Genomic DNA, 24,846 nt, shown 5'->3' on the forward strand with positions numbered 1-24,846 from the left:
TCCGTGGGTGTGCTCAGGGCGACGCGGGATGCTGCGTGCGCAGCGCAGCGACCGCTGCCGCGGCATCGACCTGCAGCTTGCCCTGGGTGGTCTTGCTGGAGCGCAGCAGCAGGTCATGCACGGCACTCGCATCGAGCCTGGGCGCGATGGCCAGCAACAACGCCACGATGCCGCTCACGTGGGCGGCGGCCATCGAAGAGCCCGTGGTGAAGTCATAGCCACCGCCGGGCTGGGTGGTGAGGATGTCGTTGCCGGGCGCACTGAGCACGCCCGGCGGTGCGGGGGAAGGCCCGCTTGCCCTCACCACGATGACGCCGGGCGCATCGTTCGGAAAGCCGCCGTTGTTGCCTTCCGGCGGCATGGCGGCAATGACGATGCGGCCCTGGCGCAGCAGTTCGCCGAGCAGTCGATTGAGCAACGGATCGGCCGGACCGCCGAGGCTGAGGTTGACGATGCGCGCGTCGGTGTCGATGACCGCGGCCAGGGCCTTGGCGAGCGTGAAGGAATTGCAGTGCGCACCGCTGCCCGATGCGGGCAGATACCAGCAGGCCTTGTAGACGTCGAGCATCGCCTTGGGCGCGATGCCCACGATGCCCTGATGGTTGTCGCCGATGGCCGAGATGATGCCGGCCACTTCGGTGCCGTGGCTGTCGGCGTTGAAAGCCGCGACATCGACATCCACGAGGTTGCGGGCCCGGACGACGCTTCCCTGGATATCGGGATGCATCATGTCCACGCCCGTATCGACGACGGCGACGTGCACGCCATCGCCTCGGGTGACGTTGTGCGCGAGCGCGGCGTCCGTCTCGACGAAGCCTCGCTGCAGGTTCGCATACGGATCGTTGTACTGGTGCGCGGCCTGAGCCGTATCGCCGTAGACGGCGTAATCCTGCAGCGGTTGCGCAAGCTGCACGCGGTTGTCCCTGGACAGCGTGTCGAGCAGGGCTTCGCGCGTCATGCCCGGGGGCGGCTCGAGCACGATGCAGTAGAGATCCAGCGATTTGATGGGCCAGCCGGTGATCTCGCGGATGCCGTAGCTCTGCTTCAGCGCGGCCAGCGTGGATACCGCACGCTGGCCCGCGCCATACGTACCGGCGGGCGTGTAGCCGAGCAGGCTGGAGCCCGCGTGCGTGGCCGGGGGATCGAGCGGGTTGGCGACCGCCAGCACGATGTCGCGGCTCGTATCCATCGCCTGCACGTTGGCGATCGGGCCCTGCGCGGCATCGCCGCTATCGGGCATGGTGGGCCGCGGCGGCGTGCACGCCGCCAGCGCGGCGAGCGCCACGATCAACAGGCATGCGGGAACGCCATGCTTCATGGGGCGGAGGCGATGGGCTCGGCGAGGCGGATGCCGTGCGTGCTGCGCAGCTTCTGCAGCGCGTCCTTCGGCGAGGCGGATGCGCCAGCCACCACCACGGTGTACGCGCCCACTTCATTGGGGCCATCGATCACCTGCAGGTGCAGCGAGTGGAGCAGGCCGTTCCACTCCGCCAGTTTCATGGTGTCCTCGGGCACGACATGGATCGATCCGGAAGGCAGCGGTGCGGTCGCCTGGCTCAACGTCCGGTAATCCGGCTGGTTTTCGGACCACAGCCTGGCACCGAGCACGCCGATGCCGATGGCCTGCACCAGCACGGCGGCCACCAGGGCGCGCGTCACCCAGCCCGTGCGCGGGCGTTGGGTAGTCGCATGCGTATCGGGTGCATCGATGCGGGCAAGCAGGCGGCGCAGCCCGGCGTCCGCATCGACCGGGATATCCGGCGGCAGCGAAATGGCCAGGCGCAGGCGGCTCTGCTGCTCGAATTCGAGGCGGCACGCTTCGCACTGGGACAGGTGCTGCGTAAGCCATTCGTCCTGTTCGTGGCTGGCGCTGTTCTGCAGCGACCAGGGCATCGCCTCCCACGCGCGGGCACAATCCTTGCCGATGTCCGTCGGAAGCTTCATGGCATGCTCTCTTTACGAATGGGCGGATCTCCCGCAAGTGCCGGCAGGGTGTTGCGCAGCTTGACCCGCGCATGGAACAGGCGCGCCTTCACCGTGCCTACCGGGCACTGCATGATGACGGCGACATCATCGAGGGTGTGGCCGAGGCCGTAGACCAGCTCGACGACGACGCGCTGGTCGGCGGAGAGCCGGCTGAGCCCCTTCGCCAGCCAGTCGCGCAGCTCGCGGTCCTCGTCGGGACAATGGGCAGGGAAGCGGTCTTCCTGCATGTCCTCTTCCACCGGCTCATCGCCGTGCTGGCGCAGCGCCTTGAGGCCGCAGCGGTAGGCAATGCCGATGATCCAGGTGGAAACGCGCGAGTCGCCATGGAACGTCCCGGCCTTTTGCCAGGCGATCCAGAAGCAGTCGTTGATGACCTCCTCGATGACGTCGGGGCGCCGCGTCAACCGGGAGAGAAAGCGGCATAGACGACCGTGGTAGCTGCGATACAGCACGGCCAACGCGGCGCGATCGCCAGCCGACATGCGTTGAAGCAGCATGCGGTCGGTCGCGTCTGCATCGATGTCGGCTTCGTTCATGGCCGTCTCAAAACGGTGGTGGGTTGCCCCGTGAGTGCCCCGTCAGCGGCAAAAGGTTGTCCCGCGGCGTCAAAACGACCATGAGATCGTCGCGATCCACGGCGCCGTATCCGGATAGCCGTGCCGGTGCGCGAGCCCGGAAGTCGCCACGCGGTCCACCTCCACGCGCCAGGGACCGTTGTTCCAGAGCAGGCCGGCATGGCCGTAGCTGTAGGTGTCGTGGCTTTCGTATTCGTAGCGCCCATGGCCGTGCCCATAGTACGCGTAGTAGCTGTAGGCGGTCTGGGTCACGCCCAGGCCCGCGGACAACGCAAAATGCCGGGGCAGGGGCCAATGGAAGCCGATATCGGCGGCGCCGTGCAGATGGTGGTCGGTCTTGCCCGCGGGGTAGATGGCCGACACGCCCAGCGTGAGCACATCCCGGTAGATCCAGCCCAGCCCGGCTTCGGTGCGGTCAAAGCCGCGTGCGTGCGGATTGCCGGGGTAGTCGTAATAGACGAGGTTGGCCTGCATCTGCCAGTCCGGCGACAGCGACCAGGAACGCGCGATCTGGGCGAGCGCTTCGGCAAGGCGATCGGGCTTGCGCGCCTCCACGCTGGCTGAGGCCCCCAGTGACCAGCCCTTCGCAAACGACCAGGCCAGCGCGCCCTGCAGCACCGGTGTCTGCGGTGTCACCGCCTGGCCGCGGTCCACCAGCTGTGAACTCAGCGCGACGGTGCCGCTTACATTCGACGATTGCGCGTGGGCGGCGAGGGGCAGGCAGGCAGCGAAGCACAGCGCCAGGCGACGCGAGCGACTGCTTGCGCCGATGCGATCACCGGCATGGCGGCGACGTCGGAGCGAGCCTGCGGACGGCATGCGAGGCGAGGTCATGGGCGGTCAGGCCTGCCGGTAGCGCCGCTGCGGAAGCCCGCAGGTCGAGAGCGGCGCCACGAGAGAACCGTCCAGGCACCGCCCTCGTCACGTGCACGCCCATCAAGGGCTTGATCCGTGCGACACCCTCGGCGCATGCGCCGCTCCCCGGCATGAAGTCCAGCGGAGTTTATACGGCCGGAGGGCCAAGGCGCGTGTTCGATGGAGCGCGCCGGCAAGCCGGCAACGTCGCAGCGCAGCTTCTCTTCCGGACGTGTCGTGTCATTCGCGGTTTTCCGCTGCGCTGTACGTCGCCTCACCACGTATCCATGAAAGTGGAGGTCATCCCGCCGGTTGGGACGGATATCGGGAGGGTGAGTGCCGCCAGCGTCGCGAAAGGTTGCACGCATCGCGTGGTCCCGTGACGCGACGAGGACCGTGCGGGTTCAAGCCTCGAATGCCGTCGACGTGGTGATCGATGGTGCGAGCGCAACCTTTCCACAGCCAGTGGGCACTCAGCTAACGACATCGCTCACGCGCGTTCTCGCCGGGCCACGGACATGGACATCGAACGAATCCAGTTGCAGCAGCATGGCGACAACCGCGGCATGCTCATCGCGTTGGAAAAGGATCGCAACGTGCCGTTCGAGATCCGGCGCGTGTATTACCTGTTCGCCACCAAGTGCGACGTCCATCGCGGCATGCACGCGCATCGCAACCTCAACCAGCTGGCGGTGACGGTGCGCGGCTCGGTCACCTTCCTGCTCGACGACGGCAGCGGTCCGTGTGAAGTCGTGCTCAACGATCCATCGCAGGGCCTTCTGCTGCGCCGCATGGTGTGGCGCGAGATGTACGACTTCACCGAGGACTGCGTGCTGATGGTGCTGGCCGACCAGCTGTACGACCCGGCCGATTACATCACCGACTACGCGCTGTTCCTGCACGAGGTAGGACACGCCTACCAGGGAGACATGGCGGCATGCCAAGGCGGTTAGTGCTCATCGGCGCGGGTGAGCTGGCGCTGATCGCCTGCGAATACTTCCAGCATGACAGCGACTACGACGTGGTCGCCTTCAGCGTCGACCGCGAATACGTGCAACAGCCGACGCTGGCCGAGCGGCCCGTGGTTCCGTACGAAGAACTGGAAACGCATTACCCGCCGTCGGACTACGACGCATTCGTGGCCATTCCTTCCAGCCAGCTCAACCGGCTGCGCACGCGCTTCTACCAGGACGCCAAGGCGAAGGGATACCGCTTCGCCACTTACGTCAGCTCGCACACTTTCGTATGGCGCAATGCGGAGATCGGCGAGAACAGCTTCATCTTCGAGAACAACGTCATCCAGCCGTTCGTGCGCATCGGCAACAACTGCATCCTGTGGAGCGGCAACCACGTCGGCCATCGCACGGTGATCCGCGACAACGTGTTCGTCGCCTCCCACGCGGTGATCTCCGGCTACTGCGACATCGGCGAGAACAGCTTCATCGGCGTCAACACCACCTTCAACGATCACGTGAAAGTCGCGCAGGACAATGTGATCGGCTCCGGCGCGCTGGTGACGCGCGATACGGAAGCCGGGCGGGTCTATGTCGGTTCGCCCGCGCGCGCGGTGCCCGATCGATCCAGCTTCGACGTGAGGCTTTGACGCCCATGTTCGACTGGACCAAGAAGGGGCTGGTCTTCGATACCGCCCACCAGGGCGTGGGTGGCTGGATGGCGCATTCGGCGCTGACGCCCACGCCCTGGCGCATCGACGACGACCTGATCCGCGTCTACGCGGGCTTTCGCGACGAGGACGGCGTCAGCCGGATCGGCTACGTGGACGTGCTGGCCGACGATCCTTCGTCGATCGTGCGCATCAGCGGCGAGCCGGTGCTGGATGTCGGGCGCGGCGGATGCTTCGACGACAGCGGCATGATCCTGGGCGACCTGGTGGACACGCCCGACGGCCTGACCATGTTCTACGTGGGCTTCCAGCGCGTGGCGCGGGCCAAGTTCCTCGCCTTCACCGGCCTGGCGATTTCACGCGATGGCGGCGAACGCTTCGAGCGCATGCAGGAGACGCCGATCCTGGACCGCGCGCCCGGGCGCAGCACCATCGGCGCCGTGCATTCGGTGCTGCGCGAGGGCGACCGCTGGCGGCTGTGGTACGCGGTGGGCGACGACTGGGAAGTGATCGACGGACGCCCGTTTCCGCGATACCACATCCGTTGCGTGGAGACGGACGACCTGGCGGCGATACCGCGCGAAGACCATGTGTGCCTGCAGCCGCGCGGCAACGAATACCGTATCGGCCGTCCGCGTGTTTACCGGTGGGGCGATGGTTACGCCATGTACTTCACGCGCGGCAACACCACGGGCGAGTACTTTCCCGGGCTTGCCTACAGCGCCGACGGCATCCACTGGGAGCGCCACGACGAAGCACTGGGCCTCTCGCTGTCGCCCAGCGGATGGGATTCGCGCGTCATCTGCTATCCGTCGCTGATCCGCCAGCGCGACAAGCTGTTGATGTTCTACAACGGCAACGACATGGGTGTGGACGGATTCGGCCTGGCCGAAACCGTGCTGCCACGCCGCAATGGTGGTTTCCATGCTCGCGGTTAGGCCGTACAGGCCCACCGATGCGGCCACCTGGGACACGGTGGTCGCCGAGTCGAGAAACGGCGTGCTGCTGCATCGGCGCGCTTACATGGACTACCACGCGGATCGCTTCACCGATGGCTCCCTCATCGTCGAACGCAACGGCGTCGCCGTGGCGGTGCTTCCCGCCAACGTGCAGGGCGGCACGGCGGTGAGCCATGGCGGGCTCACCTATGGTGGGCTGATCTCCACCAGCGCCTTACGCGCGGAATCGACGCTGGAGGTGTTCGGGAAGATCGCCGGGTTCTATCGTTCGAACGGCATCGACAGGCTGATCTACAAGGCGGTGCCGCATATCTTCCACGGTTATCCCGCCGAGGAAGACCTGTATGCGCTGCATCGGTCCGGCGCGCGCTTGAGGCGACGTGATATCGCATCGGTGATTGCGCTGCGGGAGCCCTTCCGCTTCACCGACGAGCGCAGGCGCGCAGTGAACAAGGCGCGCGACGCCGGTATTCATGTCCAGTCGAACGCCGATCCGGCGAGCTTCCATGCCCTGCTGACGGAGGTGCTGCGCAGGCATGACGCCGTGCCCACCCATCGGCTGGACGAGCTGCGCCTGCTGCAGTCGCGCTTCCCGGAACACATCGTGCTTTACGAGGCGCGGCGCGACGACGAATTGCTTGCCGGCGCCGTGCTCTACGACTTCGGACGCGTCGTGCATACCCAGTATCTCGCCGCCTCGGAAGAAGGGCGACGGCTGAATGCGCTCAGCCTGCTGCTGGCGGAACTCATCGATCGCTATGCGGGGCGCCATTATTTCTCCTTCGGGATCTCCACCGAGCAGGAGGGCCAGGTGCTCAACGGCGGCCTGGTCGCGCAGAAGGAGTACTTCGGCGCGCGCGGCATCGCGCACGATTTCTACGAGTGGGTGCTCTGATGGGCGTTTGCTTTCTCAGCGCCAGGGACATGAACGCCCGGCACGCGGACGAGCTGAAGGCCGCGGCGGCCCGGGTGATCGATTCAGGCTGGTACATCCTCGGCGAGGAGGTGGCCGCCTTCGAGCGCGAATTTGCCGCCTATTGCGGCGTGCGTCATGCCGTGGGCGTGGGCAACGGACTCGACGCGCTGTCGCTGATCCTGCGCGGCTACAAGGAACTCGGCCTCTTGCGTGAGGGCGACGAAGTCATCGTGCCGGGCAATACCTTCATCGCCAGCTTCCTGGCGATCACCGAGAACCGGCTGGTGCCCGTGCCCGTCGAGCCGGATCCGACGACGTTCAACCTCGATCCCGCGCGCGTGGAGGACGCCATCGGGCCGCGTACGCGCGCCGTCATGGCGGTGCATCTGTACGGCCAGCTCGCTGACATGGCCGCGCTGTCCGCGCTGGCGCGGCAGCACGGGCTGCTGCTGGTCGAAGATGCCGCGCAGGCGCATGGCGCGAGCAGTGCGGGACGCAAGGCCGGCGCCTGGGGCGACGCGGCGGGCTTCAGCTTCTTCCCCACCAAGAACCTGGGGGCGCTGGGCGACGGCGGCGCCGTCGTCACCGACGACGACGCCCTTGCCAGGCGTGTCGCCACGCTGCGCAACTATGGTTCCGAGACGAAATACCACCACGCCTGCCAGGGCATCAATTCGCGGCTCGACGAGATGCAGGCCGCGATGCTCCGGGTCAAGCTGAAGTACCTGGACGAGGACATCGCCCTTCGTCGTGCGGTGGCGCGCCGTTACCTGGCGGCCATCCGGCATCCGGAGGTGCTGCTTCCTACCGTGCTCGACGAAGAACGCCACGCCTGGCACCTGTTCGTGGTGCGCAGCGATCGACGCGATGCCTTGCAGCGGCACCTGCAGCACCATGGCGTGCAGAGCCAGGTCCATTATCCGGTGCCGCCGCACCTGCAGCCGGCCTATCCGCGGCTGCATGACGTGCGGCTGCCGCTGACCGAACGCCTGCACCGCGAAGTGCTCAGCCTGCCCATGGGGCCGACGCTGGACGAGGACGCCGTCCATCAGGTGATCGACGCCTGCCTGGCGTTCGGGGGCGCGGCATGAACCTCATGCGGGCCAGTGTCTACACCGCCGCGTCCACTGCGGCGCGCCTGCTCGCCGGCCTGGTGGTGATCAAGCTGGTGGCGTGGTTCGCGGGACCCGAAGGCGTGGGCAGGCTGGGCCAGTTCATGAGCCTGATGTCGCTGCTCGCCGTGCTCGCCGGCGGTGGCATCAGCGCGGGCATCGTGAAGTACGTGGCGGAGTACCGCGACGACCCGCAGCGCCTGCAGCGCCTGCTCGGCGCCGCCCTGTGGTACGCACTTGGCGCGTCGTTGCTGATGGGCGTGGTCACGTTGCTCTTCAGCGTGCCGCTGGCGCGCTGGCTGCTTGGCGATGGGCGCTATGCGGATCTCATCCGCATCCTCGCCGTTGCGCAGCTGGGCATCGCGCTGGCCAACTACGTGCTGGCAGTGATCAACGGCTTCATGGACGTGCGTCGCCTGGCGCTGGTGCAGATCGCCGGGTCGGTGCTCAACGTGGCGCTGGTGGCGTGGCTGTCGCACTGGCTGCAGCTGTACGGCGCGCTGCTGGCGCTGGTGCTGGGGCAGACGCTATGGCTTGCCGTGGGCGTGCCGGCCTGGTGGCGCAGCCCGTATTTCCAGCGCGGCATGCTGCGCCTGCGATTCGACCGGGAGATGATCGGTCGCCTTGCCGGTTTCTCGGTGATGACGCTCACCGCGGCCCTGCTGTCGCCGTTGGTGAACATCGCGGTGCGCGATCATCTCGCTGCCCAGTTCGGATGGGAACAGGTGGGTTACTGGCAGGCGGTGAGCAAGGTGTCGGATGCCTACCTGCTGTTCATCACCACGGCCATCAACGTCTATTACCTGCCCAAGCTCGCCTCGATCGACGATCGCGCGCTGCTCGCCCTGGAAATACGCAACGCCTACCGCTTTTTGCTTCCGCTGGTGGTGCTGCTCGCCCTTGCGATCTTCATCGCGCGAGGCTGGGTGACCGCGTTGCTCTTCAGCGAGGGGTTCGCACCCGCCAATGTTCTGTACGGTCCGCAACTGGCGGGCGACGTGATCAAGATCGCGTCGTTCGTCCTCTCCTACCTGATGCTGGCGAAGGCGATGACACGCCTGTTCGTCGCGTCCGAATGCGTGTTTGCGGCCAGCTACCTCGGGCTGGTGTACCTGTTCACGGCGAGCTTTGGCCTGGTCGGCGCGGTGTACGCCTTCGCGGCCAACTACACGCTGTATTTCCTGTTCAACGCGTGGGTCGCGCGCCGCTTCCTGGGAGGGCTGGGCCAATGGTCGCCGCAATACCCATGAGCGCACCGGCGCTGCCGCTGGTTTCCGTGCTCATCCCGGCGTTCAACCACGAGCGCTTCATCGAACGCTGCCTGGACAGCGTGCTGGAGGACCCGTATCCGGCCAAGGAGCTCGTCATCATCGACGATGGCTCCACGGACGGCACGGCGGCGCGGATCGATGCGTGGATAGCGCGGCATCGGCACGAGATTCCGGTGGAATACGTGTACCGTGACAATCGCGGCATCGCGGCCACCTTGAACGAACTGGCCGCGCGTGCGCGGGGCGAGTTCCTGCGCCTGGGCGCCAGCGATGACTACCTGCTGCCCGGCGGACTGGCGGCCATGGTGGACTACCTGTCGGCGCATGCGCGCAAGTGGGCGGTGATCGGCGATTCGATGGTGGTCGACCAGGACGGACGCAAGCTGCACGAGAGCGGCATGCGCGACCTGCATCGTGCCGACAAGCGACTTTACGCGTCGGACGAAGGCATCCGCCTGGCGGTCATCACCCAATGGGCGATCGGCGGGCCGGTGGCGCTGGTGCGCAAGCGCGCACTGGAAACCGTGGCCGGATGGAGCGAAAGCCTGCGCATCGACGACTGGGATTTCTTCCTGCGGCTGGCGGCCCACGATGCCATCGGCTTCATCGACGTCAACGTCTGCGCCTATCGCATCCACGGCACCAACCTGAGCCGCACGCGCGACGGCAGGGCGAGGGTGCTCAACCTGCTCGAAGCGCAGAACGTCGCGATGCGGCGCGAATGCCTGTTCCAGGAGCCGTACCGCACCCTGCTGAGGGCGCAGTCGCACTACCTGGGCGCGAAGATCGCGTTCCTGCAGCGGCGGTTCGCTTCGGTGGCCGTCCACATGGTGGTGTACCTGTCGCTGGTGGCGACCTCGCGGATCAAGTTGCGCACGGCGCTGCACCTGGCGGAGGGCGCATGAGGGCCTTGCTGCGATTGCCGTCGGCCTATCTCTGCCTGCCCATGCTGCTGACATGCGGGCTCACGATGTTCGTCTACGACCTGCCGCCGGGCTATATGGAAGGCATCGTCCTGCTCATGACGGCGTCCGGCGCGATCATGGTGTTCGACGTGATGGCGGGGCTGCGGCTGCCGTCCTCGGCGGCGTTCCTGGCCCATCGTTATGTCGGCACGCGGGAATCCTTCGTGGCGCTGGCGTTCGCCGCTTTCATCATCGTGTTCTGCGTGCTCGACCTCACGCTGTTCCCGATTCCATTGATCGACGCGCCGTCGTCGTATGCGCGCATGGAGGGCGGGCGCGATCACGTGCGCCATATTTCCGACATGTGCTGGGTACTGCCGCCCATCGGCATGCTGTGTGTGCGGAACAAGTGGCTGCGTACCACGCTGGTGCTGATCGGCCTGGTCTTTCCGGTGCTGGTGATCGATCGCAACCGCATCTTCGCCGCCTTGTTCTCGACCGCCCTCGTGATGGTTTTCCGCAGGGATGCCTCACGTCCGTTGCCGTGGAGGACGGTGCTGGTGCTGGCGATCGTCGGCGCCACGGTGTTTTCGGTGCTAGGCGTGCTGCGATCCGGCACGCTGGAGACGGTCGCCTTGCCGTTCAGCGACGACTACCGATCGATGCCGGTAGGCGTGCGCTGGCTGCTGCTCTATGCCAGTGCGGGGCCGTACAACTTCGCTTCGCTGCTGGCCAAGCACTATGCGAATGCCACGTTCCTGATCAACCAGGTGGTGCCGATGGCGGGTTCGGTGGCGACGGCCGGCACCGATATCCCCTTGGATGCGTCGAACATCAACGTGGGTTCGGAGTTCCTGCCGTTCCTGCTGGCGTTGGGTCCGGTCGGTGCCATCGCCTCGATGATCGCGCTGTATGCATGGCTGCGCTGGAGCGTCTCGCGCCTGTATCCGCGCGCGTCGCTGTTCGGCCTGCTGATCTTCCTTCGCATGTCCTACGTCTGCCTGATGTCGCCGTTCGCCCCGCAGGCGTTCACTTGGACCAATGCCGGCTTCATCGCCGTCTGCCTGCTGCTGCAGGCGCTGGTGGCGCTGCTGCCGAATCGCCGCGAAACCGCCACAGCCATCGGGATATCGACATGAACTTCAAAGAGCCGACGACCATGGAAAGAGACGAGATCTACCTGATCGACATGTGGCGCATCCTGGTCCGCGAATGGAAGTGGTGCCTGGCCGTGCTGGTGGTGGTGCTGGCCGTCACGTATGCGTTCGCGCATCTGGTGCGGCGGCAATGGGAGGCGTCGGCCTGGATACTGATCGGGCAGGTAGGGCAGGTGCCGCCGGGGCAGGACCCCAAGGTGGAGCCGATCGCGCGCGTGCTGGAACGCTTGCAGACGGCGGCCTTCCAGGACGAGGTCACGACGAGCCTCGGCCTGGCGCACGATTCGCGCACGGCGCAGCTCTACCGCAAGAGCATGAAGCTCGAACCCTTGCCGTACGCCGGGCCGATGGTGAGGGTGAACGTGCGCGGCGATTCGCCTGCCCAGGCGCGCCAGCTTGCCGAGGCGACGGTAGCGCGCCTGCGTGCCGTGCATCGGGACATGGAATCCACGCCGCTGTCGCTGGCGCATGGCCGCCTGGACGAAGTAAAGGCGGAGCTGAAGGAAGCCATCGCCGATCGCGACCGCCTGGTGCAGGCTGCCGGCAAGGACGAGGCGAGCGGGAAGGGCGCGTCATTGGCCAGCGTGATGCTGGCCAGTCGCAACGAGGACATCCGCAACCTGCAGATGCAGCAGAGCGATCTGGTGACGCGCCTGAGCGCCAGTTTCACCTACGAGACGTCGTTGCCCTGGCCCGTCTACGTGCCGGAGCGACAGGCGTTTCCCAATCCCGTGCTGACCTACGGCATCGGCCTGCTGGCGGGACTCGGGCTGGGTGTTTTCGCCGGTGTCGCGCGGAACGCCGCGCGGCGCAGGGCATAGCCAGGCGCTTCGTCCACGCGTGGCCTTGCGCGAATCATTCAACCAAAGCCGCGCGCCGCGGCACTCACCGCACAAGGGATGACGCCGCGCGACACGCGGCGCGTGGCATCGGTCAAAGGCAGCGAGTCGGAGCGTGAATGGACATGAGCGGGCAACACGGACCGGGAGGCATGCCGAACGGCGCCGTGCGGATGGAGCGCGGGAGCGATTGGACTTCATCGCTGGATGAAGGCCAGCTGCTCGATACCCAGCATGCCTTCGACAGCGTGGCCGCCGACTACGATGGCCCTCGCGGGAACAATGAGCTGATCCAACGCATGCGCGTGTCGCTGTGGGAAACCGTGCTGGAGAAGGTTCCGGTGGGTTCGGACCTGCTGGACCTGGGCTGCGGCACCGGCATCGACGCCATCGAATTTGCACGTTGTGGTTACCAGGTGACCGCCACCGACTGGTCCCCTCAGATGGTCGGGCGCACGAGGTCGCGTGCCGCCGTCGCGGGAATGGAATCCCGCGTGACGGCTACGCATCTCGGCATCCATCAGCTCGGCCAACTCCAGGAGCAGTTCGACGGCATCTACTCGAATTTCGGGCCCCTCAATTGCGTTCCCGACATGCCAGCCGTGGCGGGTGAATGCGCTCGACTGCTCAGGCCCGGCGGTCACCTGGTCTTTTCCGTCATCGGTCGCATCTGTCCGTGGGAGGTGCTGCATTACGTCTCGCGCGGCCGCTTCAGGCGCGCGGGTGTACGCGCCAGCCGCGGCGCCACGGCCGTGGGCATGAACCGCCACACGATCTGGACCTACTACTACCTGCCGCGCGAGTTCTATCGCGCGTTCGCCGAACACTTCACGCTGGAAAGCTACCGCGCGCTCAGCCTGTTCCTGCCGCCGCCGTACCTGGTGGACTACTACCGCCGGCATCGCCGCTGGTGCGAACGGCTGGGCAGGCTGGACGACCGCCTCGGCGGATGGCCCTTGCTGCGCGAGATGGGCGATCACTTCCTCATCGTGATGCGGCGCCGGTGACGCGGTGGACGCCATGCCGCCATCGCCGAGCGTTCGCCTTCATCATGCGGGCACCGTGCTGCCGGACGGCGTATCGCGCGCGCCGTTGTCCACGCGATGCGGCCGCGTGGCGACCTCGTCGGCGCCCGGCGCCTACCGGATCGATCTGCGCGACCACCTGGTTTTTCCCGGGCTGATCAACGCGCATGACCACCTGCAGGTGAACGCGGTGCCTCCGCTGGCGCATGGCGCGCCATTCGCCAACAGTTATGCGTGGATCGAGGCGTTCCAGCCCCATTTCGACGATGCGCAGGTCGTCGCCGCCCTGCGTCATCCCAAGGCGCTGCGCCTTTGGCAGGGTGCGCTGAAGAACCTTTTGGCCGGCACCACCTGCGTGGCGCACCATGACCCCTGGCATCCGGCATTGGATGCCGACGGTTTTCCCGTGGCGCTGGTACGCGATGCCGGCTGGAGCTATGCCCTCGGCTGGCCGCAATACGGTCCGCCCCCGCAGCGCAGTCACGCGGAGACCTCGCCGGAACAACCATGGATGATCCATCTGGCGGAAGGCACCGATGAGGTGGCGCAGTCGGAACTGGCTGCGCTGGACGCGATGGGATGCCTGGCGTCGAACAGCGTGCTGGTCCACGGCGTCGGCCTGCGCGAGTGCGACATCGAACGGATCATCGACGTCGGCGCTGCCGTGGTGTGGTGTCCGTCGAGCAACCTGGCCCTGCTGGGCGCAACGCTCGATCCGCAGCGACTTCGTCGACTGCATCGTGCTGGATGCCTTGCGCTGGGAACCGACTCGCGCCTGAGCGGTGCGCGCGACCTGCTGGAAGAGATGCGCGTCGCGCTGGTCCAGTCGTCGCTCACGCCACGGGACGTGCTGGCGCTGGCGACCACGGAAGCCGCGCGCATCCTGCGTCTCGGCGTGCGAGGCAGCCTGCTGCCCGGCGCGCCGGCCGACATGGTGATCGTGGAAGACCTGGGTGGCGACGAAGCGGGCTGCCTGCTGGGCCTGGAGCGCAGCGAGATACGTGCCGTGGTACGCGACGGCGTGCCGCGCATCGCCGATCCCGATTTCGCCGAATGGTTCGACGTCGCCGGCGTCGCGACGGTGCCCGTGATGCTCGATGGACGTCCGAAACTGCTGGCACGGGAGCTGGCGGACGCGGCGCTGCTGGCGATCGAGCCGGGGCTGGAGCTTGCCATCGCCGCCGAAGGCCACGATGCCGGGCTTCGCAGGGAGGCGCAGCGGTGATGTCGCGTCCGCCGATACTCGATCCGCTCGAAGCCTATGCGCTGTGGGCGCCCCATTATCCGGCGCACGCGCACAACCCGGTGATGCAGGCCGAGCAACGCGCCATGCTCGGCCTCATGCCGGGGGATCTCGACGGCTATTCGGTGCTCGACGCCGGCTGCGGCAGTGGGCGATACGTGCTGCATGCGCTGCATCGTGGTGCCACGCGGGTCACGGGCGTGGATGCGTCGTCCGCCATGCTCGATCGCGCCAGCGAGGAGCTGGCGGGCGCGCAGGGCCACGCCACCGTCGAACTGGTGCAGGGTGACGTGACGCATCTGCCGATGCCCAACGCCTGGGCCGATCTCACGCTGAGCGGCCTGGTGCTTGGCCACCTCGACAACCTGGAAAGCGCATTGGCGGAGCTGCGACGCGTCACCCGCCCCGGTGGTCTGCTGCTGTGCAGCGACGTGCACCCGGTCGGGCACGCGCTGGGTTGGCTGCGCGATTTCCGGTCCGGCGGCCAACGCTACGCCGTGCGCCACACCACGCATCTGTACAGCCATTGGCACGCCGCATGCGCTGCGCTGGGGCTGGAGATCGAGCACGTGCTCGAACCCATGCTGGATCCCGCGGACATCCCCAAAGGCGCGCATTTCGATCCGCTGGCGCTGGAAGTGCCGGTGGCCATCGTGTTCCAGCTGCGGCGGACGCCCTGACGCTTTCCGGACCAAGCCCATGACCCACACCCTGCTGATCAACCCCACCATCACCTCGCGTTCCAGCGCGCGCTTTCCGCTGTCGCTGCTGAACCTCGCCGCGACGCTGGACCGGACCGGGCAAAGCCGTATCATCGACGGCAACGTGGACCGCGACGTCGTCAATGAAACCCTGCGTGCGATGGAAGGCGACCGCTTCGACGCCGTGGGCATCAGCGTGATGGGCGGGCCGCAACTGGCGCCGGCGATCGCGCTTTCCAAGGCGATACGCGCGCGCCATCCACGCGTGCCGATCACCTGGGGCGGCTACTTTCCGACACTCAACACCGAAGCGGCGCTTGCGGCACCGTATGTGGACTACGCCATCCGGGGACAGGGCGAGCAGACCTTCAGCGAGCTGGTCGCGGCGCTGGGCAAGGCCGCCGTGCCCGATGTCGCGGCCATCGCCGGACTCTCGTGGAAGCATGGCGGCGCCATCGTCCACAATGCACCGCGCCACTTTACGTATACCGACCCCGGGCGGGTGCTGCCGTACGACAAGCTCGGCGATCCGCGCCGCTATCTGGCGCGCACCTATCTTGGACGACGCACGGTGGCGCACCAGGCGGCGATCGGCTGTCGTTTCCATTGCACGTTCTGTGGCGTGGCGGCGATGTTCGGCGGCACCACCATGCTGTCGTCCGCGGAACGCCTCGACCGCGACCTGCGCTACTTCAAGCACGAGCTGGGCGCCGACTCGGTGCAGTACTTCGACAACAACTTCTTCGACCGCGAGGAAGACATGATCCCGCTGCTCGAAGTCATGGCGCGCCATGAACTGCCCTGGTGGTGCTTCGCGCGCTCCGACGCATTGTTGAAGCTGTCCGACCATGCATGGAAGCTGGTGCGCAAGAGCAAGCTGCGCATGGCCTACATCGGCGCGGAATCGCCCAGCGGCCAGATGCTCAAGGAGATCCGCAAGGGCACGCGGCCCGACCAGACCGTGGCGGCGGTGGAGATGTGCCGCCGACATGGCGTGATCCCCGAGCTCTCCTTCATGGTGGCACCACCGGAGAACACGGAAGAGGAGACCGAACACACCTTCGAGTTCATCCGCGAACTGAAGAAGATCAACCCGCATACCGAGATCGTGATCTACGTGTATACGCCACTGCCGGTGCACAGCCAGCACGAGAAGGATCGCGCCAAGCGGCCGTCGGCGCCGCTGTTCGATCTCAACGGCGAGCAGGTGGTGTTTCCGACGACGGTGGAAGAGTGGGCGCAACCGCAGTGGGTCAACTACACCTGCCATGCCGATGCGCCGTGGTTGACGGACCGCATGCGCCAGCGCATCCACGATTTCGTCACCGTGCTGCGCTGCCGCTATCCCACCGTGCAGGACATGCGCTCGCCGCCCTGGGCCAAGCGAGCGCTGAGCACCGCGGCGTCGTGGCGTTATCGCTTCCGTCGCTACGACCGGCCGTGGGAGCTCAATCTCGCCAATCGCCTGGTGCGCCTGCGCATGCCACAGGTCTCGGGGCTCTGACCCGGTGGCTCCGCTGCACGTCGCCCAGATCAACTTCATACCTCCGCCGGCCACCTGGGAACCGGACGAGGTGTTCCACCATTGGCCTTCGCTGCCGGATGTGGCCGAAGCGGTGCATGGCAGTGGCACGCGCGTTTCGGTGATTCAGCTGGCCTCGCGCGATGCGCGTGTCACGCGCCGTGGCGTCGACTACCGCTTCGCGAGCATCGCACAGGCGCATCGTCCTTCGGAGCGCGGCCGACTGGTGGCACGGTGTCTCGAATCGCTCGATGTCGACGTCATCCACGTCAACGGGCTGGGTTTCGCCGATGAAACCTTCGCCATGGCTCGCCAGGTGGGCGACATCCCCGTCGTGCTGCAGGACCACGCGAATCGGCCGCCGCGCTGGTGGCGGCGAGGATCGTGGCGCCGCAGCCATCGCGTCGTGTCGGGCGTGGCGTTCACCGCCGCCGAGCAGGCGCGGCCGTTCTTCGATGCGGGCCTGTTCGACGCGTCGATCCCGCTGTTCGAGATTCCCGAATCCAGCAGTCGCTTCACGGTGGGGAGTCGCGCGCAGGCTCGCTCCGAAACGGGTCTCCACGGCGATCCCTGCGTGCTCTGGGTGGGACACCTGAATCGCAACAAGGATCCGTTGACCATGCTGGACGGCGTCGCCCAGGCCGTATCGCGCCTGCCGGGGCTGCAGCTGTGGTGCGTCTTCGGCAATGCGCCGTGGATGGATGAAGTGCGCCAGCGCATCGAGCACGACGAACGCCTGGCCGGCCGCGTGCATCTCATGGGCAAGGTGGATCACGCGCACGTCGAGCGGCTCATGCGCGCCGCGGACGTCTATGTTTCGGCCAGTCACGTGGAAGGCAGCGGTTATGCGCTGCTCGAAGCAATGGCGTGCGGGGTGATGCCGGTGGTCACCGACATTCCATCGTTCCGCGCTTTTACGGCAGGCGGCACCGTAGGCCAGCTCTGGCCGCGGGGCGATGCCTCCGCACTCGCCGCATCGCTGGTGCATGCCGCGACGAACCGCGTGCCACGCGAGCACGTGCGCGCACACTTCGACGCCGCGCTTTCCTTCGACGTGGTGGGCCGGCTGTGGAGCCGCGCGTACGCACAGCTGGTGAAGCGGCACCTGCGGAGAGCCTCGTGAAGCTGGCGCTGGTCGTGCCGGGCGGCGTGGATCGCACGGGCGAGTTCCGCGTCATTCCGGTGCTGCTGGCCTTGATCGAACGGCTGGCGCGCGTGCACGAGGTGCACGTGTTCGCGTTGCGCCAGGAACCGGCGCCGGACTGCTGGGGCCTGGCGGGTGCGACCGTCCACAACATTGGCGACGGCTGGTCGCGCGTCCGCGCCATCGCCGCCATCCGCACCGAGCACCGCCGCCAACCGTTCGACCTGGTGCACGCGATCTTCTCCGGCTCGTGCGGCCTGGTCGCGGTGGCGGCGGCGCGGCTACTGGGCCTGCCAAGCCTGGTGCACATCGCCGGCGGCGAACTCGTGGCCATGCACGACATCGACTATGGCGGCCGCCGCCGCTGGAAAGGCCGGTTGCGCGAGGCCGTGGTCTTGCGTGCCGCCGACATCGTGACCGGAGCCAGCGGGCCGATCGTCGATTCGCTGCGCGCGCTGGGTATCGCGGCGAGGCGCGTGCCGCTCGGCGTCGACCTACGTTCGTGGCCGCCGATCTGTCCCCGCGAACGCAGCCATGCCACCGCCAGGCTGATCCATGTCGCCAGCCTCAATCGCGTGAAGGACCAGCCGACCTTGCTGCGTGCGCTGGCGGTGCTGGCGCGGCAGGGCGTGGCATTCCACATGGATATCGTCGGCGTGGACACCCTGCAGGGCGAAGTGCATGACCTCGTGCGCCAGCTCGACCTGGAGCGGCATGTGCGTCTGCTCGGTTTCAAGACGCAGCGGGAACTTCGCCCCCTGATGGAAGCGGCGGACCTGCTGGTGATGTCGTCGTGCCATGAAGCCGGCCCCCTGGTGCTGCTGGAAGCCGCCGCCGTCGGCGTGCCCACGGTGGGCACCGCGGTGGGGCACATTGCCGAATGGTCGCCCTCAGCCGCTGTGGCCGTACCGGTGGGCGATTGGCGCGCGCTGGCCGGCGCCATTGCGCAGGTGCTGTCCGACGAGCCGCGGCGATTGCGCATGGCCCTGGCGGCGCAGCGCAAATCCATGCTGGAAGATGCCGACTACACGGCCAAGTCGTTCGAGGCGTTGTACCTGCAGGTGCTTACCGACGGTCTCGACGACTGACGCGCCCGGCTAGGTCGCCGGCGATTCCAACCCGACGCGCACCGCAAACATCGTATCCATGCGCGGCACGGGTTGGGTCAGCCAGGTGAGCACACGTCGCTTCTGCGGTGCCGTGACCCAGCGCTGGTCACGCAACCACAGCTGTGTGCGGACCATGTCCTTGCGCTGCTGGATCGCTTCCTGCGGTGGCCGTATGCGGTGCTTCACGTATTGCACGGCATCGCCGAGCGAGCGTGACCATTCGATGCCGGGAAACGCGTGCAGCCACAGGTCGGAGCAGGAGACCTGGGTCAGGGTCTGGTGGCGGGAGATGGACCGCAGGATCGTCGGGCACGCGGCATGCAGTCGATTCAGTACCGCCTCGGGAACGGTAACCGGGTAGTAACGCGCCGCCATCGCCAGCGGCGGAAACGCCCACCATGCCGGCGCTGCGGCGCGTTCATCGAGGCAGCGATCCCAATCGTCCGGCGACATGCGTGCCGACAGCTGGGCAATGTCGTGCACATGCAGCAGGCGCAGGCTGCGGTTGCAGATATTGCCGGCCGCGTGCAGCAGCAGGTGACGCATCAATGCGCCCGTCGACGGATAGCCATTCAGTCCGGCGCGGGGCTGCGAGGGATGAATCTGTTCGGAGATGTCCGCGACGGAAACGGGCAGGCGCTCCCGGATGTGGGCATGCAGTTCGATATTGATCGGCGTGTCGCGATGTTCACCCAGCACGGCAGGTGGTTCGGCCGCGCGTGGCTTGAACACGCGGTGCTTCCATTGCTCGAACGACGTCACGTAGCCGAGCTGCAGCAGCAGTCGCGAAGTGCGCTCGACGTCCGCTTCGCGCACGAGCAGGTCGATGTCCGCCATGGGGCGTTCGCCGGGCACGTAGAGGCCCATCGCATGCAGTGCGCAACCTTTCAGTGGCACCAGGGCCACGCCGGCGGAACGTGCGGCCTGGTCGATCCGCTCCAGCAGGGCCACGATCCGCTGGTGGCGCAATGCGACATGCTCGCGCTGCGCGGAGAGGAAGTGCCGCCACTCGGGCACGTCCCACGTGCAGCCCCGGCCGAGCAGGGGCGACACGCCGTGCACCGCGGACGATACCGCGGCCAGTCGCCATTCCAGCTCGCTCCAGTCGGGTGTTGCGCTTCCCGGCTGCGCCAGTTCCGCCGCCAGCGCCTCGGTGGTGCGGTGCAGGCCTTCCTTGATGATCTTCAGTGGGGGCAGCATGCGTTGGTGCTCAGAGTGATGCCTGGGCCTTGCACGGCGAGGCGACGATCGGCTGTGGCGGCGCGCCTTCGGTGCGGTGTTCGGTCTCGCTGGCAATCAATGCCTCCCAGCGTGCATCGAGCGCAGCCCACGCGCCTTCGTCCTGTTGCCGGGAGGCCGCGGCCTGTTGCAGCGTGACCTGCTCGTGCAGCAGATCGCGGAAGCTGCGATAGAACCCGGAGTCGTAGGCGCCGCGGAACATCATCGCCAGGTCGTTGCTCTCGCGCCAATGCGTCTTTTCGCCGAGCTGCGCCTTCACCTGCTCGTAGAACTTCGTGCCGGGCAGCGGATAGGACACGCTCACGCCGATGTCGTCCGGCGCGGCCCGTTCGACCAGCTCGCGCGTGGCCAGCAGATCGGGCAGCTGTTCGCCCAGATAACCGAGCTGGATGAAGAAGCCCACGCGAATGCCCGCGGCGCCGAAGCGTTCGCGCGCGGCGATGAGGTCGGCGACGTGGGTTCCCTTGTTCATGCGGTCCAGCACGCGCTGGCTGCCGCTTTCGGCGCCCAGCCAGGCTTCGGCGCAGCCCGCGCGCTTCAGTGCGGCGGCCATGCGCTCGCTGATCAGGTCGGCGCGCGTCTGGATGGTGAAGGGGACGGAGCCGTCGGCGGCTTCGAGGTGTTCCGCGAATTCCTCCACCCAGTTCACGTGGAAGCCGAAAATGTCATCGGCCATCCAGACATGGTCGGGATGGAAACTCGCCTTCAGGTGGCTCATCTCCTCGGCCACGTCCTGCGCGGTCCGGCGGTTGTAATGGTTGCCCCAGATCGGTTTGGCGCACCAGTTGCAGCGGAACGGGCAGCCGCGCGACGCGGCCATGTTCAGGCTGAAATAGCCGTGCCGCTCCTGCCACATCGCGCGGTAGCGATCGACGTCGACCAGATCCCACGCGGGATGGCCGACGATGCGCGGATCGGGCGGCAGCACGCCCACGCGCGTCAGTCGTGTTTCTCCGCTGTCCAGCGAAGCCACGCCGGCGATGCCTGATACCCAGGCATGCATGTCGATATCCGGCGCGCGTTCGAGCCGGCTTATCAGCTCGATCAGCGGTGCGACGCCTTCGCCGATCAGCACGGCATGCGCGCCCGCCGCGAGAAAGGCCTCGGGCTGGTCCGAGGCGTCCGATCCGGCCACGATCACCCGGGCGCCGGTGGCACGCGCGTCGCCGATCATCTGGCAGGCCGCTTCGCGCATGCGCGCCAGGCACATCTTGGTGAGGTAGTTGAAGTTGTCCTCGTAGAGCACGACCACGTCGGGACGGCGTGCACGCACCTCCTCGCCGAAGGCTTGCTCGTCGTCCGCCAGCATCGCGTCGAACAGGGCGACGTCGTGTCCCATGCGTCGCAGCAAGGCAGCGACCTGGATGGTGGCCAGCGGGGGATAGGGTTTGCCACGCTCCCACTGTTTCCGGTCGAACCTCAGGTAATAGGAGTGGCCGACCTGGATCGTTAGCATTGCCGGGAAGCCTCTATCGGGACGCGCCACAGCGGCGCGCGGGCGCCGGATCCGGCCGTTTTCGCCGTCCAGGCACATCGCTCAGTTGGACGTGAGTGCCCGATGGCGGTGCGTGGGTTGCCTGCGCGGCGAAAAATATTTGGATGTCCGTTCGCCTGGCGATGTGCTATCACATGAATGGCCTTCCATTCCTGCATCCATGGCGACGTTTTCCTTTTCCGATACCGGCGAATCGAGCCTCGATCCGTTTCTTGAGAGGACCGGACGGCGCGACGTCGTGCACGCCAGCGCGCTGGGCGGCGACTTCCGCTTCGAAAGCGACAGCCCCGAACTGTTGCAGCTGGCGCGGCTCGCCTACGAGGGCTTGCCCGCGCATCGGCTGTCGGTGTCGCCACCGGCATTCCATGTCGAGCTTCGCCTGCTCGAACGCCGCGTGGATGCGCCAGCGGACGAGCCGCCTCCGGTACGCGCGCAATCGGGCGCAGGCCTGCTTTGCGGCGTGATGGACGAATGCAACTACGTCGTGATGTCGCCGCAGGAGGGCAGGGCGTTGGTGGTGGCCTCGCGCGACATGCTGGCCAGGCCTTATCACCTGCGCTACGAGCTCATCGAGTTCGCGGTGTTTACCATGGCGACGCGCCGGCTTGGCCTGGTGCCCTTGCATGGCGCGTGCGTGGGACGACATGGGCGCGGCCTGCTGCTGCTCGGCGCCAGCGGCGCCGGCAAGTCCACGCTGGCCTTGCACAGCTTGCTGGGCGGCCTGGACTTTCTCGCGGAAGACGCCGTTTTCGTCGAGCCCACGAGCCTGCTCGCCACGGGCGTCGCCAACTTCCTGCATGTGAAGGCCGACGCGCTTGGCTTCATCGGCGACGAGGCCGTGCGCTCGTGGATTCGCGAAGCACCGGTGATCCGCCGCCGCAGCGGCGTGGAGAAACACGAGGCGGATTTGCGCCACGCGCCCGTGCCATCCAGCGGTGGCCCGCTGGAGCTGGTCGGTGCCGTGTTCGTGTCGGGCCAGCGGGCGGCGGATGCCGATCCGCTGCTGCGCCGCATGCCAACCGACGCCACCGCCTCGCGCCTGGTGGCCGACCAGCCTTACGCCTCGGGTCAGCCCGGCTGGGCACCGTTCCAGCAGCGCATGGTCGAGCGCGGCGTCTATGAGCTGCGTCGCGGATCGCATCCCAAGGCGTCGGTCGACGCCTTGCTGGGCTTGCTCGCCTGACGACACAGGCAACCCTTTGCCGCCGGGCGGGCACTCACCGCCATGGTCATTCGGTGCGTGGCAAGAAGCCTCGCATCGATCCGGTCATCGTCCGTCAACGTGAGTGAGCGAGCATGGCAGTCCATCCAGCACGGGCGAATGACCGGGCTCACGACACCTGGCACCTCGTATGGGCATCGCTGACGCGTGCAGACGTCACGGGGCTGGTCGTTTACGTCGTGCTTTCGCTCGCAGCGGCCCTGGCTGGCGGCATCGCCGCTGTCGCGCTCGTGCCCCTGATCCAGCCAGATCACGTATGGCCGATCGCTGCGCGCATTTCCGGCATGGAGGGCGGCATGGCGATGCGCGTCGCCGTCTTCGCCGTCGCCATGGGCAGCTTCGCGTGGTTGCGATGGCAGGCCGCGCGATGCGGCGCGCGCCAGATCAGCGCCTACGGGATGCGCCTGCGACGACAGGTGCACGCGCGTCTCATCGACGCCTCGCTGGGTTCGCTGGCCGACGCCACCTCGGCCGAGATCGCCCACGTCCTCACGCACAATGTCGAAGTCATCGTGCAGGGCTTGAGCGCGCTGCAGCAGTTGCTGCTGGCCGGCCTCACATGCGCGGTGAGCCTGGGCCTCGCGCTATGGGTGTCGCCGCCGCTGGCGTTCGCGGCGCCGTTGCTGGCCGGCGTAGGCTTGCTGGCATCGCGTCTGTTCGGACGCGAGCAATCGGAAGTCGCGCGCCAGTACGTCGCGGACATGACGCGCCTTTTCTGGCACAGCGAAGATTTTCCGCGGCGCCTTCGCCACGTGCGTTCCTTCGGCCGCGAGGATGCCGAGAAGGCGGGCTATGCGGATGTCTCCGCGCGGCTCGGGCACGGCTATCGGCGGCAGCTCGAACTGGTGGCCAGCGGGCGGCTGGTGCTCGAATTGCTGGCCGCACTGGGCATTTCAGGCATCTTCCTGTTCGCGCAGCGTTGGCGGGGCGTGGACCAGGCGTCGGTCATCGCGGTGTGCCTGCTGCTCGGCCGCCTGTTGCCCTATCTCGTGTCTACCCGACAGAGCTTCCAGCAGCTGCGCTCGGCCGGACCCGCGCTCGAACTGCGGGAACGCTACATGCGCATGCCGCCGGCGCTCGCATCCACGTCCGCGACTCCGACAGGCGAGCGTCGCGATGCGTTGCATGTCGAACGCATGAACGTGGTACCACCCATGCCCGGCATCCTGGTCGAGCACCTGCCGTTGATTCCCGGCGAGATGACGCTGATTTCCGGCGATTCGGGCATCGGCAAGAGCAGCCTGGTGGATGCGCTGGCCGGGATGGCGGCGCCACAGGGTTTCAAGGCGCGCGCAGGCGGCCACGACATCGACTTCGACGACTATCGCCAACGCGTGCGCAACAGCGCCTACGTGAGCCAGAGCGTGCGGCCATGGCAACGCACGGTACGCGAATGCCTGCATTGGGCCGATCCGCACGCCAGCGACGAGGTGTTGCATGGCGTGCTGAAGGACGTCGGCCTGGACCTGAGGCTCTCCACCTCGCGGCAGGGTCTCGACACCGATCTGCACAGTTCGTCCAGCCGTCTTTCCGGCGGCGAACTGCAGCGCCTGCTGCTCGCACAGGTGATCCTGCGGCAGCCTTACATCGCCTTGCTGGATGAGGCGACCAGTGCGCTGGATACCGCGTCGGAGCTGCGCGTGCTGGCGGCGTTGAAGGCGCGGCTTCCGCACACCGTGCTCATCGTGGTATCGCACCGGCTGGGTGTCGCCGCGTTGGCCGAGCAGCAACTCGATATCGGTGGCGGCCAGTCCGCTGCGTTGACGCGACGGACCTCGCGCGAGCAGGAGCCCTCGGGCCGGCGAACGATGCATTCCTGAGCGGTCGTGCCGAATGCGTAGGTGCGCATGATGGATGCGCATGCTCGACGTGTCGGCCCCGGAGTGGTGAAATCGCGCCGTGCCGCGCGGCTTGCGCGGATCGCATCCTCGCCACGTGAGCCAGGCC

At 67.1% G+C, this 24,846-nt stretch carries 23 protein-coding genes; 17 read left to right on the plus strand and 6 right to left on the minus strand.

Going from position 1 to position 24,846, the window contains the following annotated elements; translation table 11 throughout:
• Positions 1-13: 13 nt before the first annotated feature.
• The 4 genes from CA260_RS07045 to CA260_RS07060 form a co-directional block, all read right to left on the minus strand.
• The gene (locus CA260_RS07045; protein WP_111981743.1) at positions 14-1,318 is read right to left on the minus strand and encodes a S8 family serine peptidase; all 1,305 of its coding nucleotides are present in this window, start codon (positions 1,316-1,318) and stop codon (positions 14-16) included.
• Positions 1,315-1,944, minus strand: a complete 630-nt coding sequence (locus tag CA260_RS07050) for an anti-sigma factor family protein (RefSeq protein ID WP_111981745.1) — start codon at positions 1,942-1,944, stop codon at positions 1,315-1,317. Before CA260_RS07050 ends, CA260_RS07045 begins: the two co-directional genes overlap by 4 nt.
• Positions 1,941-2,522, minus strand: a complete 582-nt coding sequence (locus tag CA260_RS07055; protein WP_111981748.1) for an RNA polymerase sigma factor — start codon at positions 2,520-2,522, stop codon at positions 1,941-1,943. Before CA260_RS07055 ends, CA260_RS07050 begins: the two co-directional genes overlap by 4 nt.
• Positions 2,523-2,591: 69 nt before the next feature.
• Positions 2,592-3,395: a TorF family putative porin gene (locus CA260_RS07060; RefSeq protein WP_111981751.1), complete on the minus strand. Its 804-nt coding sequence runs from the start codon at positions 3,393-3,395 to the stop codon at positions 2,592-2,594.
• A gap of 539 nt (positions 3,396-3,934) precedes the next feature.
• Between CA260_RS07060 and CA260_RS07065 the strand changes: the two genes are divergently transcribed.
• The 15 genes from CA260_RS07065 to CA260_RS07135 all read left to right on the plus strand — a co-directional run bounded on the left by CA260_RS07065 (position 3,935) and on the right by CA260_RS07135 (position 18,922).
• A complete protein-coding gene (locus CA260_RS07065; RefSeq protein ID WP_111981755.1) occupies positions 3,935-4,369 on the plus strand; it encodes a sugar 3,4-ketoisomerase in 435 nt (144 codons plus the stop codon).
• Positions 4,354-5,019: an acetyltransferase gene (locus CA260_RS07070; RefSeq protein ID WP_111981758.1), complete on the plus strand. Its 666-nt coding sequence runs from the start codon at positions 4,354-4,356 to the stop codon at positions 5,017-5,019. The genes CA260_RS07065 and CA260_RS07070 overlap by 16 nt, the downstream gene beginning before the upstream one ends.
• Before the next feature lie 5 nt (positions 5,020-5,024).
• Positions 5,025-5,978, plus strand: a complete 954-nt coding sequence (locus CA260_RS07075) for a hypothetical protein (RefSeq protein ID WP_111981762.1) — start codon at positions 5,025-5,027, stop codon at positions 5,976-5,978.
• Positions 5,965-6,894, plus strand: a complete 930-nt coding sequence (locus CA260_RS07080; RefSeq protein WP_111983046.1) for a GNAT family N-acetyltransferase — start codon at positions 5,965-5,967, stop codon at positions 6,892-6,894. Before CA260_RS07075 ends, CA260_RS07080 begins: the two co-directional genes overlap by 14 nt.
• The gene (locus CA260_RS07085; protein WP_111981766.1) at positions 6,894-8,006 is read left to right on the plus strand and encodes a DegT/DnrJ/EryC1/StrS family aminotransferase; all 1,113 of its coding nucleotides are present in this window, start codon (positions 6,894-6,896) and stop codon (positions 8,004-8,006) included. Before CA260_RS07080 ends, CA260_RS07085 begins: the two co-directional genes overlap by 1 nt.
• The gene (locus CA260_RS07090; protein WP_111981770.1) at positions 8,003-9,277 is read left to right on the plus strand and encodes an O-antigen translocase; all 1,275 of its coding nucleotides are present in this window, start codon (positions 8,003-8,005) and stop codon (positions 9,275-9,277) included. The genes CA260_RS07085 and CA260_RS07090 overlap by 4 nt, the downstream gene beginning before the upstream one ends.
• Complete coding sequence (locus CA260_RS07095; protein ID WP_111981774.1) at positions 9,256-10,203, plus strand: glycosyltransferase; 948 nt, start codon at positions 9,256-9,258, stop codon at positions 10,201-10,203. Before CA260_RS07090 ends, CA260_RS07095 begins: the two co-directional genes overlap by 22 nt.
• Positions 10,200-11,342 carry a hypothetical protein gene (locus CA260_RS07100; RefSeq protein ID WP_111981776.1) on the plus strand — a complete coding sequence of 381 codons (1,143 nt, stop codon included), beginning with the start codon at positions 10,200-10,202 and terminating at the stop codon, positions 11,340-11,342. Before CA260_RS07095 ends, CA260_RS07100 begins: the two co-directional genes overlap by 4 nt.
• Entirely contained in the window at positions 11,339-12,181 is an 843-nt protein-coding gene (locus tag CA260_RS07105) for a Wzz/FepE/Etk N-terminal domain-containing protein (RefSeq protein WP_238149634.1), read from the plus strand. The genes CA260_RS07100 and CA260_RS07105 overlap by 4 nt, the downstream gene beginning before the upstream one ends.
• Positions 12,182-12,372: 191 nt before the next feature.
• Entirely contained in the window at positions 12,373-13,206 is an 834-nt protein-coding gene (locus CA260_RS07110) for a class I SAM-dependent methyltransferase (protein WP_172461799.1), read from the plus strand.
• A gap of 4 nt (positions 13,207-13,210) precedes the next feature.
• Complete coding sequence (locus CA260_RS07115; RefSeq protein WP_425479701.1) at positions 13,211-14,449, plus strand: amidohydrolase family protein; 1,239 nt, start codon at positions 13,211-13,213, stop codon at positions 14,447-14,449.
• On the plus strand, positions 14,449-15,147 hold the full coding sequence (locus CA260_RS07120) for a class I SAM-dependent methyltransferase (protein WP_111981782.1): 699 nt from the start codon (positions 14,449-14,451) through the stop codon (positions 15,145-15,147). The genes CA260_RS07115 and CA260_RS07120 overlap by 1 nt, the downstream gene beginning before the upstream one ends.
• A 19-nt stretch (positions 15,148-15,166) precedes the next feature.
• On the plus strand, positions 15,167-16,672 hold the full coding sequence (locus CA260_RS07125; protein ID WP_111981786.1) for a B12-binding domain-containing radical SAM protein: 1,506 nt from the start codon (positions 15,167-15,169) through the stop codon (positions 16,670-16,672).
• Positions 16,673-16,685: 13 nt separating this feature from the next.
• The gene (locus CA260_RS07130) at positions 16,686-17,813 is read left to right on the plus strand and encodes a glycosyltransferase family 4 protein (protein WP_111983049.1); all 1,128 of its coding nucleotides are present in this window, start codon (positions 16,686-16,688) and stop codon (positions 17,811-17,813) included.
• Positions 17,810-18,922 (plus strand): glycosyltransferase family 4 protein, encoded by a 1,113-nt coding sequence (locus tag CA260_RS07135; protein WP_111981790.1) that lies wholly within the window; start codon positions 17,810-17,812, stop codon positions 18,920-18,922. Before CA260_RS07130 ends, CA260_RS07135 begins: the two co-directional genes overlap by 4 nt.
• A 9-nt stretch (positions 18,923-18,931) precedes the next feature.
• Here CA260_RS07135 and CA260_RS07140 read toward each other — a convergent pair whose 3' ends face one another.
• Positions 18,932-20,143: a nucleotidyltransferase family protein gene (locus CA260_RS07140; RefSeq protein WP_111981793.1), complete on the minus strand. Its 1,212-nt coding sequence runs from the start codon at positions 20,141-20,143 to the stop codon at positions 18,932-18,934.
• A 10-nt stretch (positions 20,144-20,153) separates the two neighbouring features.
• Positions 20,154-21,638, minus strand: coding sequence for a B12-binding domain-containing radical SAM protein (locus CA260_RS07145; protein WP_111981797.1), 1,485 nt, complete (start codon positions 21,636-21,638; stop codon positions 20,154-20,156).
• A 199-nt stretch (positions 21,639-21,837) separates the two neighbouring features.
• Here CA260_RS07145 and CA260_RS07150 point away from each other — a divergent pair, with 199 nt between their 5' ends.
• Positions 21,838-22,860, plus strand: coding sequence for a serine kinase (locus tag CA260_RS07150; RefSeq protein ID WP_111981801.1), 1,023 nt, complete (start codon positions 21,838-21,840; stop codon positions 22,858-22,860).
• Between the two features lie 113 nt (positions 22,861-22,973).
• Positions 22,974-24,719 (plus strand): ATP-binding cassette domain-containing protein, encoded by a 1,746-nt coding sequence (locus CA260_RS07155; RefSeq protein ID WP_111981806.1) that lies wholly within the window; start codon positions 22,974-22,976, stop codon positions 24,717-24,719.
• The last annotated feature ends 127 nt before the right edge of the window (positions 24,720-24,846 follow it).

It is taken from the genome of Dyella jiangningensis, from assembly GCF_003264855.1.
Classification (GTDB): Bacteria; Pseudomonadota; Gammaproteobacteria; order Xanthomonadales; family Rhodanobacteraceae; genus Dyella; species Dyella jiangningensis_C.